Source organism: Kiloniella sp. (assembly GCF_048270245.1).
Lineage (GTDB): Bacteria > Pseudomonadota > Alphaproteobacteria > Kiloniellales > Kiloniellaceae > Kiloniella.
Genome location: NZ_JBLWTH010000003.1, coordinates 193,044 through 206,590 on the forward strand (window position 1 = coordinate 193,044; position 13,547 = coordinate 206,590).

13 protein-coding genes are annotated in these 13,547 nt (G+C 45.2%); 8 read left to right on the plus strand and 5 right to left on the minus strand.

Annotated elements, in window-relative coordinates; genetic code table 11:
- The first annotated feature begins 113 nt into the window (after positions 1-113).
- The 3 genes from ACN0W5_RS08665 to ACN0W5_RS08675 all read left to right on the plus strand — a co-directional run bounded on the left by ACN0W5_RS08665 (position 114) and on the right by ACN0W5_RS08675 (position 3,231).
- Complete coding sequence (locus ACN0W5_RS08665) at positions 114-371, plus strand: hypothetical protein (RefSeq protein WP_417453749.1); 258 nt, start codon at positions 114-116, stop codon at positions 369-371.
- Positions 368-1,768, plus strand: coding sequence for a 50S ribosomal protein L11 methyltransferase (locus ACN0W5_RS08670; protein WP_417453750.1), 1,401 nt, complete (start codon positions 368-370; stop codon positions 1,766-1,768). The genes ACN0W5_RS08665 and ACN0W5_RS08670 overlap by 4 nt, the downstream gene beginning before the upstream one ends.
- Positions 1,769-1,830: 62 nt before the next feature.
- Positions 1,831-3,231, plus strand: a complete 1,401-nt coding sequence (locus ACN0W5_RS08675) for a hypothetical protein (RefSeq protein ID WP_417453751.1) — start codon at positions 1,831-1,833, stop codon at positions 3,229-3,231.
- 9 nt (positions 3,232-3,240) lie between these two features.
- Here the strand turns inward: ACN0W5_RS08675 and ACN0W5_RS08680 are convergent, their stop codons facing one another.
- Positions 3,241-3,759: a hypothetical protein gene (locus ACN0W5_RS08680; RefSeq protein WP_417453752.1), complete on the minus strand. Its 519-nt coding sequence runs from the start codon at positions 3,757-3,759 to the stop codon at positions 3,241-3,243.
- A gap of 131 nt (positions 3,760-3,890) precedes the next feature.
- The gene (gene putA / locus ACN0W5_RS08685) at positions 3,891-7,028 is read right to left on the minus strand and encodes a bifunctional proline dehydrogenase/L-glutamate gamma-semialdehyde dehydrogenase PutA (protein ID WP_417453753.1); all 3,138 of its coding nucleotides are present in this window, start codon (positions 7,026-7,028) and stop codon (positions 3,891-3,893) included.
- A 152-nt stretch (positions 7,029-7,180) separates the two neighbouring features.
- Between putA and ACN0W5_RS08690 the strand changes: the two genes are divergently transcribed.
- Together ACN0W5_RS08690 and ACN0W5_RS08695 are read left to right on the plus strand one after the other, a co-directional pair.
- Positions 7,181-7,660, plus strand: coding sequence for an Lrp/AsnC ligand binding domain-containing protein (locus ACN0W5_RS08690; RefSeq protein ID WP_417453754.1), 480 nt, complete (start codon positions 7,181-7,183; stop codon positions 7,658-7,660).
- Between the two features lie 40 nt (positions 7,661-7,700).
- Positions 7,701-8,099: a PaaI family thioesterase gene (locus ACN0W5_RS08695; protein WP_417453755.1), complete on the plus strand. Its 399-nt coding sequence runs from the start codon at positions 7,701-7,703 to the stop codon at positions 8,097-8,099.
- 31 nt (positions 8,100-8,130) lie between these two features.
- Here ACN0W5_RS08695 and ACN0W5_RS08700 read toward each other — a convergent pair whose 3' ends face one another.
- On the minus strand, positions 8,131-8,568 hold the full coding sequence (locus tag ACN0W5_RS08700) for a hypothetical protein (RefSeq protein WP_417453756.1): 438 nt from the start codon (positions 8,566-8,568) through the stop codon (positions 8,131-8,133).
- A gap of 255 nt (positions 8,569-8,823) precedes the next feature.
- Positions 8,824-9,639, minus strand: coding sequence for an enoyl-CoA hydratase/isomerase family protein (locus ACN0W5_RS08705; RefSeq protein ID WP_417453757.1), 816 nt, complete (start codon positions 9,637-9,639; stop codon positions 8,824-8,826).
- 219 nt (positions 9,640-9,858) lie between these two features.
- On the opposite strand from ACN0W5_RS08705, the gene ACN0W5_RS08710 reads away from it, so the two are divergent.
- Positions 9,859-10,530, plus strand: a complete 672-nt coding sequence (locus ACN0W5_RS08710) for an orotate phosphoribosyltransferase (protein WP_417432696.1) — start codon at positions 9,859-9,861, stop codon at positions 10,528-10,530.
- Between the two features lie 65 nt (positions 10,531-10,595).
- Here ACN0W5_RS08710 and ACN0W5_RS08715 read toward each other — a convergent pair whose 3' ends face one another.
- A complete protein-coding gene (locus ACN0W5_RS08715) occupies positions 10,596-11,513 on the minus strand; it encodes a LysR family transcriptional regulator (protein ID WP_417453758.1) in 918 nt (305 codons plus the stop codon).
- A gap of 422 nt (positions 11,514-11,935) precedes the next feature.
- On the opposite strand from ACN0W5_RS08715, the gene ACN0W5_RS08720 reads away from it, so the two are divergent.
- Both ACN0W5_RS08720 and ACN0W5_RS08725 read left to right on the plus strand, forming a co-directional pair.
- Positions 11,936-12,232: an ArsR/SmtB family transcription factor gene (locus ACN0W5_RS08720; RefSeq protein ID WP_417453759.1), complete on the plus strand. Its 297-nt coding sequence runs from the start codon at positions 11,936-11,938 to the stop codon at positions 12,230-12,232.
- A 138-nt stretch (positions 12,233-12,370) separates the two neighbouring features.
- Positions 12,371-13,432, plus strand: a complete 1,062-nt coding sequence (locus ACN0W5_RS08725; RefSeq protein WP_417453760.1) for a permease — start codon at positions 12,371-12,373, stop codon at positions 13,430-13,432.
- Positions 13,433-13,547: the final 115 nt, after the last annotated feature.

The following is a 13,547-nucleotide window of genomic DNA, read 5'->3' on the forward strand; positions in this document are numbered from 1 at the left end:
GATTATAAATACAATCTTAAATATCTTCTGCTAAGCCTTATCAAGATGACACCGTAAAATTTTAACCGGATTTTACGGCAAGAGTGTTAAATAAACTGGTTCAAATAACCGGGATGGATGATGAAAGTGTGTTCGTGATGAATTATTCCAAGGCCCTGCAATTAGTGGGATTTTTTGTTGTGTTTTTGAATACAGCACAACCTGCTTATGCTTATCTTGACCCAGGAACAGGCAGTATTATCATTCAATCCATCATCGGGGGAATTGCAGCTGCGGCAACCTTTGGTGCGTTATACTGGGCAAAAGTAAAAGCTTTTTTCAATCGAATTTTTCACAAAGAACCAACCGATAGCAACAGCGACACCAAGTGACAAAACCAGCCATACTCGACGGATCTTTTCGTGACCCTGCCGGACAAGTTCATGAGATAGAAGGCCGTATATTCCGCACTGTTACCCAATACGGCGCATCTGCATTCTCGAAAGTTCATGCGACAGGTTTTTTGACAGCTTTGGTTGATGCAAAAGATCTTGTGCCTTTTGAAATTGTTCAAGATCCTGAAATAACAAAACTATTCCCCCACGCCGAATATGTTTTGGAACACAAGCGCCTTGATTATATATCTTATCCCTATGAGTGGTCTTTCAACCTTTTAAAAGAGGCTGCTTTATTGCACCTCTCTATTGCCATACAGGCCTTAGAAAAAGATATCATTCTCACAGATGCCAGTGCCTATAACATCCAATTTATTGGCCCCAAACCCATCTTTATAGATCACCTTTCCTTTAAACCCTACACGGAGAGGGAATATTGGGTTGGACATCGTCAGTTTTGTGAACAGTTCTTAAACCCCTTGCTACTAAGAGCAAAATTAGATGTTCCCCATAACGCTTGGTTTCGCGGCACTCAAGAGGGCATAACAAATGAAGATCTATCCAAGCTTCTTCGGCTCCGTCATAAGCTTTCGCTTAATATTCTCAGCCACGTCGTGCTCCCGGCACGCTTTCAAGCAAAAGCAAGAACCACACAGCTATCAGAAACAAAAAAGATAAGTGATCGAAAAGGGATCGCCAAAACAACTTACAAAAGCTTACTGGTTCAACTTAAAAAATGGATATCAACTCTTCAGCCAAAGAATACGGCCAGCAGCACATGGGGAAGTTATGCTGAAGAAAACACCTATGACGACAATGAAAATAAGCTCAAGGCGGATTTTATCACCGAATTCGTTCAATCAACCAAGCCTAATCTTATCTATGATATCGGGTGTAACAGTGGTGCATTTTCGGAAGTAGCGCTCAAGGCTGGTGCACACCAAAGCATCGGATTTGATTTTGATAAGATTGCCATTGAGAAAGCCTTCAAAAGAGCAACGGATAAATCTTTAAATTTATTGCCCCTGTATCTGGACGCTGCAAACCCCAGCCCAAATCAAGGTTGGAGACAATCAGAGAGAGTCGGTTTTGTCGAACGCGCGAGGCCGGATGCAATTCTAGCTCTGGCTTTTGAACACCATCTTGCTATCGGAAAGAACATTCCATTGCCACAAGTCGTTAGCTGGCTTATATCGCTTGCCCCCAATGGAATCATAGAGTTTGTGAATAAGTCAGACCCAACAGTTCAAGCTATGCTTTTAATGAGAGAGGATATCTTTTCAAACTACACGCAATCTGCTTTTGAGAGCGCATTGTCCGATTGCGCAACCATTGTAAAGACAAACGAGATTACAAAAGATGGTCGGACATTATATTGGTACAAACGAGCATAATAGTGCAGAGATTCTTTTTACTTCCTATCGGACCAACTCTCCTTCTTGCTTGTATCCCTTATATGAGATTCTCAGGGGTCCACCCGATCGATGAAGCTCATCGAGCAGCTTTTATAATTCTAAACCTTACTGTTTTTCTGTTCTGGGCGACGAGTAAGCTGATAAAACAAAATACCATTCCGGCAATGGTTATTGTTATTCTATCAGCTTACGGCCTAAAGTTATTTAACGGTCCCATATATCCATCCATTTTGATCGTATCGCTTTTTGTTTTTTGGTTACTCGACCGTGAAATCCCATTTAAAAAAATGGTCATTCTATCCAACATTTTGGGAATATTTCTTTTTCCAACCTTTGTGTATTCTCTTTTTAAAAACGTTTATGCCAACGACGGCGTTGTGAAAACGTCCTCTGCTTCGCTCGAGAAAATATCAATAAAGCAACAGCCCTCAATTATTCACATTGTACTTGATGGGTACGGATCTTCAGAAATTCTGAACAATCTTTACGGACACAATAACCAAAGCTTTCGCGATGAACTAACGCGACGTGGATTTCAAGTTTTTTCCGACGTGACAACCCCTTTTAACCAAACACTGTTCACGATGGCATCTGTTATGTCGGGCGGCTACATCGCCCTACCAAATAAAAGGGATGATCCGCAGCACTATCGTTACAGACTAGGCGAAACCATTACAAATGGCCCCGCACACCAGATACTACGCAGTAACGGATATAATTATACCTATACCAAATCGGGATATGCTTACGTCGATTTTGATAATGCAACTGAGCTCAAACCAAACGGACAATTGTTAACCGGACTTGAGGCCAGATTACTAAGATATAGAACTGACCTGATTGCCAATATCCACAACGAGCAGCTTAGGTCAGCACTGAAGCCTGAAAATATCCAGAACCTAGCACCTCCTTTTTACTACTACCAACACCTTCTGGCTCCTCACCCACCCTTCACTATTTCAAGAGATGGAACCTCGATCGAGACCCCAGCAGTATATCTGAGCGATGGTTCTCACTACATCAAAGGGTCGAAAGAAAAACAGAAAAATTATATTAAGGGATATCGGGAAAAGGCCTTATACGTAGAAAAAGCACTACTGAAGCAACTTATACAAATTCCGAATGACAAACCCTTGATCATTCTTATACACGGAGACCATGGCCCCGGTGCTCATATGCATCAGGAAAGCAGTAGCTTATCCTGTCTTCCCGAAAGAATGACAACTTTCTTTGCTGTTTATACAAATGTTGAAAGCATCAAATCGGGATTTGCAAAGTACGAGAACACAGAATTCAATATCGTGAATACCTATCGCGAAATCTTTTCGGCAATTTCCGAGCAAACATTCCCGCCTCTACCAAGTGAATCAAGATTCATAGAGTGGTCAGCCCCCTCACAGGCAACTGAAATCACCCAAGACATGCTGAATTCCGGATGTTAGCAAAAGACATCACACGTGTTGATGACCGACGATCAAACTCTCAACAGCATCACCATCGGATACACCTAACAAACGATCCCCAATAGCTGGTAGAATAACATCGTCATACCCATCATTACCTTTGATGCGTTCCGGTGTTCCAATAGCGTTCAATGGGTAAGATTTGTATTCAATCGGTTTTGCGGATTCCAGAAAAAAAACCAACCGTTTGGTTGTCAGAATATAAACCAGCCGCCGCCCTAAATAATAGATCCAACAAAGCCTGAGTATCATACCACCCAAGCTACAAACCATAACAATACCCAGCAATGTCGACAGCCCCCCCAAAATAAAGACAAGGACGTTCAGCAAAGCCATGACTAACGTACCGTATAGAAAGAACGTTGTGATTGGAGATCTATATTCCTGATGCCAAACATGGGAAAATCGGGGTTGGGCAAACCAGAGAGGTTTCTCATCCGCACGAATAGCAGCTTGTACAAACTCTGTCAGGTCATCTTCATGCAAATTGCGTATCCGTTTCTTCATGCGCCATCAGTGAAAAGCAACACCAAGATAGTTCATAAGATACGTAAGGCAATAAAAAACCCGGCAGCCATCCAGATAAGGACAACAACCGGGCTCTCTAATTTTCACGCACAAAAATCAGCCCATAAAAATCAAAGTGTCATGAGTGACGTATTTCCGCCTGCTGCCGTTGTATCAATCGAGATAGAATGTTCCGTTGCAAAACGGTGGAGATACCGGGGACCACCCGCTTTCGGCCCTGTTCCAGACAATCCCATGCCGCCAAAGGGCTGCACCCCGACAATCGCCCCAATCTGGTTACGATTTACATAGGTATTCCCAACCCGAACACGGCGCGCAATGTAATCCACGGTTTCATCGATACGACTATGGATACCCAGTGTCAGTCCAAAGCCAGAGTTATTAATCTGATCAATAATACTATCCAACTCCGAAGCCTTATAGCGAATAACATGTAGGACCGGACCGAACACTTCCTTTTTCAGCATGTGTAGCCCCTCTATTTCAAAGGCAACAGGGGCGACGAATGTCCCGTTCGATATGCCGGATGGAAGAGGAAGTTCGCGTATAACCTTTGCTTCGGTTTTCATACGAGAAATATGGGCATTTAGCATTGCCGCAGCGTCTTCATCAATCACAGGTCCGACATCAGTCGAAAGCTGAGATGAATCCCCTATCGTCAATTCATCCATTGCCCCGGCAAGCATGGCGAGGATTTTATCCGCCACATCCTCTTGCAAGAAAAGAACACGCAGAGCGGAACAGCGTTGTCCCGCAGATTGAAACGAAGATGCCAGCACATCCCGCACAATCTGTTCAGGTAATGCGGTTGAATCCACAATCATAGCATTCTGACCACCGGTCTCGGCAATAAGCGGAACGATTTCCCCTTCACGTGCAGCCAAAGCCCGCTGGATAAGCTTTGCCGTTTCAGTCGACCCTGTAAAAGCAACACCTTTGATACGGTCATCGGATAAAAGCGGCCCAGCCACAGTCGGCCCATCCCCGGGCAAAAGATGCAAGACATCACCCGGAATACCTGCTTGATGGAAAAGCTTTACAGCTTTAACAGCCACAAGACTTGTTTGTTCAGCCGGCTTTGCAATCACCGCATTCCCCGCAGCCAAGGCAGCAGATACCTGCCCCAAGAAGATTGCCAAAGGAAAATTCCAAGGACTAATGCAAAGGAAAACACCTCGCCCATGCATGGATAATTCATTTCGCTCGCCCGTTGGTCCAGGCATCACAAGGGGGTCACCAAAATCCTGACGACACTTCACCGCATAATAACGACAAAAATCAACTGCTTCGCGAATTTCAGCGATAGCATCAGCCGTGGTTTTTCCCGCTTCTCGCATACACAAAGCGATGAATTCGGCTGTATTTTCTTCGAGTAGATCAGCCATTTTTTCAAGGCAATCCCCCCGAACCGTTGCGGGGGTCAAATCCCACCCCCACCAAGCGCGATCTGCACGGGCCAAAGCATTTTCGGCCTGCTGCGCATCAGCCCAAGAAATTTCTCCAACATTATTTCTACGATCACTTGGTGAAGTTACAGTATGCATAATACCTGTTTGTTCAATACCACCAATGATCGGCGCTCCATGCCAACCTTCATTTGCAAATTTGCGGACTTCTGTTCCAAGTTTGGACAATTGGACCGCATCAGAAAGGTCAAGACCTTTTGAATTGTGACGCTCTGTGCCAAACATGTGTAATGGCAAAGGAATTTGTGGATGCGGAATGTTAAACAGACCACGTGCCTTTAGGATAGGGTCTGCAATAATCTCGTCAATTGGCAGCTTTTCATCCTGAATTCGGTTCACAAAAGATGAATTTGCCCCGTTTTCTAATAACCTTCGAACAAGATAAGCTAAAAGATCTTCGTGGCTACCAACTGGCGCATATATTCTGACCGGATAGCCCTTCCCAGCCGGACCAACCACTTGATCATACAGTGCTTCGCCCATGCCATGCAGTCGTTGGAATTCAAAATCCTGTTCTGGCCCCGCCATCTCCATAATGGAAGCAATCGTGTGCGCATTATGAGATGCAAATTGCGGATAAAAAGCTTCAGGATCAGCCAGCATCTTACGGGCACAAGCCAGATAAGACACATCCGTAGAAACCTTGCGGGTATAGACGGGGTAACCCTCTTGCCCTTCTTCTTGCGCAACTTTAATCTCGGTATCCCAATAGGCGCCCTTAACCAGACGGACCATCAAACGACGTCCGTGACGGTGTGCCATATCAGCGAGCCAGTCGATCACAAATGGCGCACGTTTCTGATAGGCCTGTACCGCCAATCCAAGCCCATTCCACCCCTTGAGATCAGGATCGCCGGAAACAGCCTCGAGAACATCTAATGAAATTTCAAGACGATCAGCTTCTTCCGCATCAACAGTTAAACCAATGTCATATTTCTTGGCATCCAAAGCCAACTCTTTTAAACGAGGGACAACTTCGTTCATGACACGGCTACGATGGGAAAATTCATACCGTGGGTGGATCGCCGAAAGCTTTATAGAAATACCCGGAGAGTTAATAGAGCCTCTTCCTGCGGCTGCTTTTCCAATTCCAGCAATGGCAGCACGATAGGCTTCGAAATAACGATCGGCATCAGGCATCGTACGGGCGCCTTCGCCGAGCATATCATAGGAATAGCGATAGCCTTTTTTCTCGTCGTCAATAGCGCGATTCAAAGCCTCTTTGATCCCACGCCCCATGACAAACTGACGACCCAAAATTTTCATTGCCTGTCGTACAGCCTTACGAATAACAGGCTCTCCGCTTTTCTGAACCATTCTTTGTAACAGGCCAGAAAAATCGTTGCTTTCTTCCTTTTTGATCTTCACCACACGGCCCGTTAGCATCAACGCCCATGTAGACGCATTCACGAACAGGGAATCACTGTGACCCAGGTGCGCTTTCCAATCAGCTGATGACAGCTTGTCACGGATGAGCTTATCAATTGTTTCGCTATCGGGAACCCGAAGCAATGCCTCGGCCAAACACATCAGAACAACGCCTTCTTTTGACGACAGTTCAAATTCGTGCATGAAGGCGTCTATGCCCCCCTGTCCTACACGCGATTTTCGAACTTCCTTCACAAGATCACGCGCACGAGCCGAAATCCTGTCCAGCGCATCACTTGGTAGATCAAGTGCATTAACCAAGTCGGTTACCGCTTGCGTTTCATCCATACGATAAGCTAGACGCAAGGCCTCCATTAAAGGCGTAGCATGAGCCAATTCTTTATCGATAATCATGTTAGTAAATCCCAGATACCGCGTTCAGGCGCGTGTTTCGTATTCATATCTGGAAGCATTATACCCCATATGCAGCGATATATGCTGCCATATTCATAAAATATACAATATTATCTCTAGTAAATTACGTATTTTATAGTTATATAATCTTCATGAGTGAAAGAAAGCTGGATCGAATAGATCGCAACATCCTCCGGGTACTTCAAGAGGACGGACGGATTTCAAATGTAGAACTGGCACGTCGGGTTAACCTTAGCCCGACCCCTTGCCTTGAAAGGGTCAAAAGGCTAGAGCAAAGCAACTACATCAAAGGGTATATGGCCTCGCTGAATCCGGCGAAGATAAATGCGAGCTTGCTGGTGTATGTCCAGATCACCCTTGAACGGACAACCTCTGCCGCATTTGAAGAGTTCAGAAAATCAATGATGGAAATTCCGGAAGTTCTGGAATGCCATATGGTTTCAGGTGGTTTCGACTATCTTATCAAGGTTCGGGCAGCTGACATGGCAGAATATCGTGGCATTCTGGGGGATAAGTTGGCAGCAACACCCTGGGTTTCCCAAACTCATAGTTATGTTGTCATGGAAGAAGTCAAAAATACGAATATCCTTCCGGTTAAAGACAACTTCTAAGCCCATCTTTTGACGAACACCTGTCACACATGGAACTGTTATGAATACATCAACCCCACACGAAAACCTGAGTAATTTTGGACAACATATGGGCTATAGCCTTGCTGAGTGGAGCGAAGGATCAGCCAGCATTGCCCTGACTATTGCAGACTGCCACTTAAACAGCGCAGGCATTATGCATGGTGGTGTTCTCGCGACCCTAATTGACACAGCTTGTGGCTACACATTGATCCACAATCCAGACCCAGAAAAACGTCGTCGTGCCGTGACCCTCTCCCTCAACACGCAATTTACTTCGGCTGCTAAGGTCGATGATAAATTAGTCGCAACAGGCATCTTAAAAGGTGGCGGCAAACATATCAAATTTTTGTCTTGTGATGTGAAAAACCAACATGGACAACTCGTTGGTCATGGCGAAGCTGTCATGAAATTATTCTAATCTTCAGGCCTTAACAACGGCCTGCACATGATTACCGTACGACATCTTTCACGGGCGCAACGATAATCACCAGACGGCAAACCTCACCCTGCGCATCACAAAAGGGGAAACATCCACGATACAGATCAATAAAAGACCGATCTGATCGGGGGACAGGACTTAGAGTAAAGGATGTACGCCGCTGCTGCGCCACATCTTCCATTTCTTGCCACTTAATCTGGGCCATTTCAGGATCGAACGCTTCAGCCAACGTTTTCCCCATGGAATTGACACCGGAAGCTTCTATTATTTTATCGCCCTCAAGTTTGATAAGATGACCGGACGGACTGGCCTCATTTCGCTGGATCACCATTGTCCAAGCTAAAATTTTTCGTATTTCTACCGGATTAAAATCTGACCATAGAGGGAGAGGTAACTGTTCCGAATCATAGGGTTCTAATCTCGGCAGCCGATCATAATAGGAAGCCATAAAAAATATCGGAGAACTCTCTGGGATCTCATTCAGATCCAGCATTTTATACATACAAAACCAGCCAATTCAAAAACACACCGAGAACAACCTATGACCAAACGCTTTAAGTATAATCACTTTTATTGATACGAAGATAGAGATTAAAACTTCAATAGGCGCCAGATACCATAATTAAATACCCCCAATGAGGTGCACAGAAAAGCCCTCCAGAGAAGCAAGCTGCAAATACAACTCTGACCAATCTTCGCTATTTTAGGCACCTGTAAACCTTGGTTTTCGCTTTTCAAGAAACGCAGCTATCCCTTCTTTATAATCCGCGGTATCGCAACAAAGAAAGGGTTGAGCCAACTCTTCCGCCGTCAAAGGCGTTGCCTCTTGCGCCCGTGAAGCATGTTTTTTATGCCAACGCGCCACCAACGGCGCGCCTTCTGCAATACGTCTCGCAGAATTATAGACTTCCGCTTCAGCAATATTATCTTCGACAATTCGACCAATCAGCCCTTTTATATACGCCTCTTCGGCCGAAAAAATGCGCCCTTCCAAAAGAAGTTCCATTGTAACACTTCGCCCGACCAGCCCCACCAAAGCAATCATCGCCGGGTAAGGCAGCACGTTCCCAATTTTGTTAACCGGAATACCAAACCTTGCCGAGCGATTGGCTATCCTGAGATCACACTGCGCGGCAATTTCCAACCCGCCGCCCATGCACGCCCCTTCGATAAAGGCAAGGGTTGGGTGTGGACATTGACGAATGGCATCCGCTGCACGGTCCATTGGCTTGGCATAATCAGCAGCTTGTTGTGATGAAAAACGAACCTTCCGAAACTCTGCAATATCTGCCCCCGCGGCAAAAGCTCTCCCTCCAGCGCCTCGAATGACAACGCACCGCAATGTCTCATCAGCACCGAGTTCAAGCATAACAGTTCCAAGGTCTTGCCACATAGCCAAATTAAAAGCATTCAGCTTTTCAGGGCGGTTCAAGACAACCGTCGCAATATCATCTTCACGCCAAACCAAGACAGTATCTTGGTTATTTCCTTTATTACTCTTTTCAGAACCTTCAGACATTCTTCCTCGCGAACAGGTCTCGTTTGGCAAATACAGCTTTGAAATAAGATAACCAGTCTCACCTTAGGATGCTATTACTTACATGAATGTTTTTTGACTTACGTTCCCCAACGGGGAAAAATATTGCAGCATGGCAACGCAAGAGGTAAATAGATCAAAATTATTCGGATAGCTGTGAACAAAGAGCTATCGGCAACTGACCCAAGGATCGGATACTCGATGAGCAAAATTACCGAAACCGCCAGAACAACAGCCTCAATTCTGATGGAAATCGAAGCTGTTCTCTTCCGTCCGGAAGACCCATTTACCTTTACATCTGGTCGCATCAGTCCTGTTTATGTTGATTGCCGGAAGATTATCTCTTTCCCCCGCGCCCGTGCAAAGCTGATGGACATGGCCGTTGAACTGATCCAACGTGATATCGGCTATGAATCAATTGATGCTATTGCGGGTGGAGAAACCGCGGGCATTCCTTTTGCGGCAATGATTGCAGAACGCATGGGTCTGCCAATGCTTTATGTTCGCAAAAAACCAAAAGGTTTTGGCCGTGACGCGCAAATCGAAGGTTACATGGAAGAAGGCAGCCGCGTTCTTCTGGTTGAAGACCTCGCAACAGATGGTGGATCAAAACTTAATTTTGTCGAAGCAATCCGCAACGCAGGCGGTAAATGTGACCATACCTTCGTGTTCTTCCACTATGGCATCTACCCACAGTCCGTAACTGATCTCGCCAAAGAAGGCGTAACACTTCATGCCCTAGCCACTTGGTGGGATGCCTTAAAAGTTGCCGAAGAAAAAGGTTACCTCGAAAATGATAACCTTGTCACTGTTCGTTCATTCCTAAGCAGTCCAAATGAATGGTCCAGCAAACACGGTGGAAAAGCGGATTAATTCGCTAATCCTGAACCATACGAACAAAAAGGGTGGCATATTTGCCACCTTTTTTCGTTATAAAATTAATCATTTCTCGCTTCCCTGTAATCAGTTTCCCAATAAGGGGGAGATCCATATTTGTCCCGCAAGAAATCAATCAATGCCGTTATCTTCGAAGGCGTATAGTTGCCAGGGGGATAAACAGCCCAGACATCGCCGGAACGTGCAACAGGGTAGTCAGTCATCACTTCGACCAAACGCCCATCCCTAAGATCTTCCCAAACATGCGCCACCGATTTGACTGTTAAGCCCAAACCATGCAAAGCGGCATCATAGGCATAGTCACCTGTGTCCCCAGTAATTGAAGATTCTATAGAGCAGCTAATTTCTTTATTACCCCCCTGAAAATACCAGGTCGGCATAAAGCTCACCCCGATGCAATCGTGTTTCTTTAAATCATCAGGACAGGTCGGTGCCCCTTTTCTCGCCAGATATTCCGGTGAAGCGCACAGAACTCTTGGATTTCCGGCTAATCTTCGTGCCCGCAAAGTTGAATCAGGTAATTTAGCCGCGCGAATTGCCAGATCATACCCCTCTTTAATCATGTCCACGAGACGATCAGAAAAACTCATCTCCAAAGTAATTTTTGGATAGCGTTCGGTAAATTCGTTGAGAAAGGGAAGAATATGCTTTCGACCAAAAAACATATTACATGAAATTTTTAGGTGCCCCCGCGGTTCAGTGGCCGTTTCATCCATACGATCTATCGCTGTGTCTATTTCATTCAACGCAGCTTCGGCATGACCTTTAAAGACCTGCCCCGCTTCTGTTAGCGCAATTGACCGCGTTGTCCGCGACATCAATTGACTGCCAACAGACTTTTCCAGCGTGACCAATCGTGCACTGGCCGCAGACGGTGACAGACCAAACTCTCGCCCCGCAGCAGAAAGGTTCGCCAGAGTTGCCACTCGCACAAAAAACCTGAGATCATCAAGACGCATTATACCAAAACTTTGAAAGGTGTTGTTTAAATCATCCCAATTATACAAATAAATTAATCATGAGATAGTTCTTTCTAATGAAAAGGAGATACTCATGTTACACCCGCGTAATTCATATGAACATATAGCCCGAATAGAACGTAGTAAGACTGCACACGACCTGTTACGTCATGTTATTACGGCGCTAAAAACCATCATATTCAGTAAAGTCGCAACCAAAGTCAAAAAACCTTGCTAATAGGCAACGTACTATCTTTGATGACCGCAAAAATTAAGAACCCATCCTCTTCCATAACCAACGTTTTTCAGAGCTCTAATATACAAAACCCGCCTTCAATCATACAAGATCTGTATGTGATGGCTTGACAAACAGCCCCTCAGACATTATTTCGATAAATACAGAAATAATATCTGAGGGTGATATGGAACTGGATAAAGCAGCAGTCTGCCTTTCAAAACTGGGTAATCCGGCACGTCTGGCGATGTTCCGCCTGCTGGTTAAGGCCGGGGACGAAGGACTTGCGGTTGGCGATATTCAAAAAGAGCTGGATATGCCACACTCCACACTATCACACCATATCTCACACATGATGACATCGGGACTTCTGATCCAGTCACGTGAAGGTCGGATCTTACGATGCCGACTGGATTATCAACTGACAAACAGTCTGTTGGAGTATCTGATGGAAGACTGCTGTAATGGGCTTCAAGAAGCTTGAACCCAGAATTTAACTTAAGAGAACTTAGTCTTAGAGAACTTAACCTCTAAACGAATAAGGCCATAATTTAGAAGAAGAGATCCATGTTGAATAAAGCTTGTTTAAATATTTCGATAATTCCAGAAATAAGGTAATGTTATGTCTTTCCTTGAAATAACAAAATGGAACAACTTGCGGCTGGACAAAGTTATCCTCGCATTTTTGCTTACCCTTGTGTTGATTGCCATCCTCGATCAAAGTCAACTTTGGCCTTCGATTGTTTTTAGTGCAAAAAACATAGTGGCCATTCTTCCCTTTATTGTACTTTCAATTGGTGTCGCGGCCTATACAAAAGCGAGTAATCTCGACAGCAAAATCAATACGACAACATCGGGAAACCCCATCGTCAGTATCGGCATTGCAGCATTATTTGGCACGCTATCTCCCTTTTGTTCCTGTGGGGTCATTCCGTTGATTTCCGGCCTCCTACGGGCAGGCGTTCCACTGGCCCCGGTCATGGCCTTCTGGATTTCCTCTCCCCTCATGGATCCGGAAATGTTTATTTTGACCAGCGCCGTTTTTGGGCTGGAGTTCACAACCTTCAAAACCATTGCTGCCTTTTTGATGGGAACAACGGGGGGCATTATCGCTTACCTGATGGTCCGGTCGGGTTATTTTCAGGAAATCATGCGTCCGCAAACAGCAAGTGGATGCGGATCGTCGTGCGCTACAAGCTGTGGCACTGACCAAAAAGACAGTGGCTCAAAACCAGACACAACTGTTTATTGGAAATTCTGGCACAATCCCAAACGAACAGAAACCTTCAAAACCGAAGCAATGACCAATGGCTGGTTCCTTTTCAAGTGGCTGGCACTCGCCTTCCTGTTCGAAAGCCTAATGGTTGCCTATTTGCCTGTCGATAAAGTTGCTCTGCTTTTTGGTGACGAGCAATGGTGGTCTATTCCGCTGGGTGCACTTATCGGTATCCCTGCTTATCTGAACGGCTACGCAGCCATTCCGACTATAAACAGTTTGATTGAACTTGGTATGGGGGCTGGTACAGGCATGACCTTTATGCTCGCGGGATCAGTTTCCTCCATCCCAGCAGCGATGGGTGTCTATGCACTGGTCAAGAAACCCGTTTTCGTCCTCTATCTTCTGCTCGGCCTTTTTGGTGCGATCGTATCGGGTTACGCCTTCACAGCTTGGTTAACCTTATAGGAAAACGCTTAAACTTTATAAGGGCCTTAGCATTATCTAAGGCCCTTATAATACTATTAAATTTAAACTTTCACCAAAGCTCGATTGACCTCAGAAAATAACCGCGTAGAATTGT

Bases quoted from the DNA above. Each gene is read 5' to 3' on its own strand.
- ACN0W5_RS08665 (WP_417453749.1), top strand. From the start codon at position 114: ATGGATGATGAAAGTGTGTTCGTGATGAATTATTCCAAGGCCCTGCAA.
- ACN0W5_RS08675 (WP_417453751.1), top strand. From the start codon at position 1,831: ATGAGATTCTCAGGGGTCCACCCGATCGATGAAGCTCATCGAGCAGCT.
- ACN0W5_RS08680 (WP_417453752.1), bottom strand. From the start codon at position 3,759: ATGAAGAAACGGATACGCAATTTGCATGAAGATGACCTGACAGAGTTT.
- putA (WP_417453753.1), bottom strand. From the start codon at position 7,028: ATGATTATCGATAAAGAATTGGCTCATGCTACGCCTTTAATGGAGGCC.
- ACN0W5_RS08690 (WP_417453754.1), top strand. From the start codon at position 7,181: ATGAGTGAAAGAAAGCTGGATCGAATAGATCGCAACATCCTCCGGGTA.
- ACN0W5_RS08695 (WP_417453755.1), top strand. From the start codon at position 7,701: ATGAATACATCAACCCCACACGAAAACCTGAGTAATTTTGGACAACAT.
- ACN0W5_RS08700 (WP_417453756.1), bottom strand. From the start codon at position 8,568: ATGGCTTCCTATTATGATCGGCTGCCGAGATTAGAACCCTATGATTCG.
- ACN0W5_RS08705 (WP_417453757.1), bottom strand. From the start codon at position 9,639: ATGTCTGAAGGTTCTGAAAAGAGTAATAAAGGAAATAACCAAGATACT.
- ACN0W5_RS08710 (WP_417432696.1), top strand. From the start codon at position 9,859: ATGAGCAAAATTACCGAAACCGCCAGAACAACAGCCTCAATTCTGATG.
- ACN0W5_RS08715 (WP_417453758.1), bottom strand. From the start codon at position 11,513: ATGCGTCTTGATGATCTCAGGTTTTTTGTGCGAGTGGCAACTCTGGCG.
- ACN0W5_RS08720 (WP_417453759.1), top strand. From the start codon at position 11,936: ATGGAACTGGATAAAGCAGCAGTCTGCCTTTCAAAACTGGGTAATCCG.
- ACN0W5_RS08725 (WP_417453760.1), top strand. From the start codon at position 12,371: ATGTCTTTCCTTGAAATAACAAAATGGAACAACTTGCGGCTGGACAAA.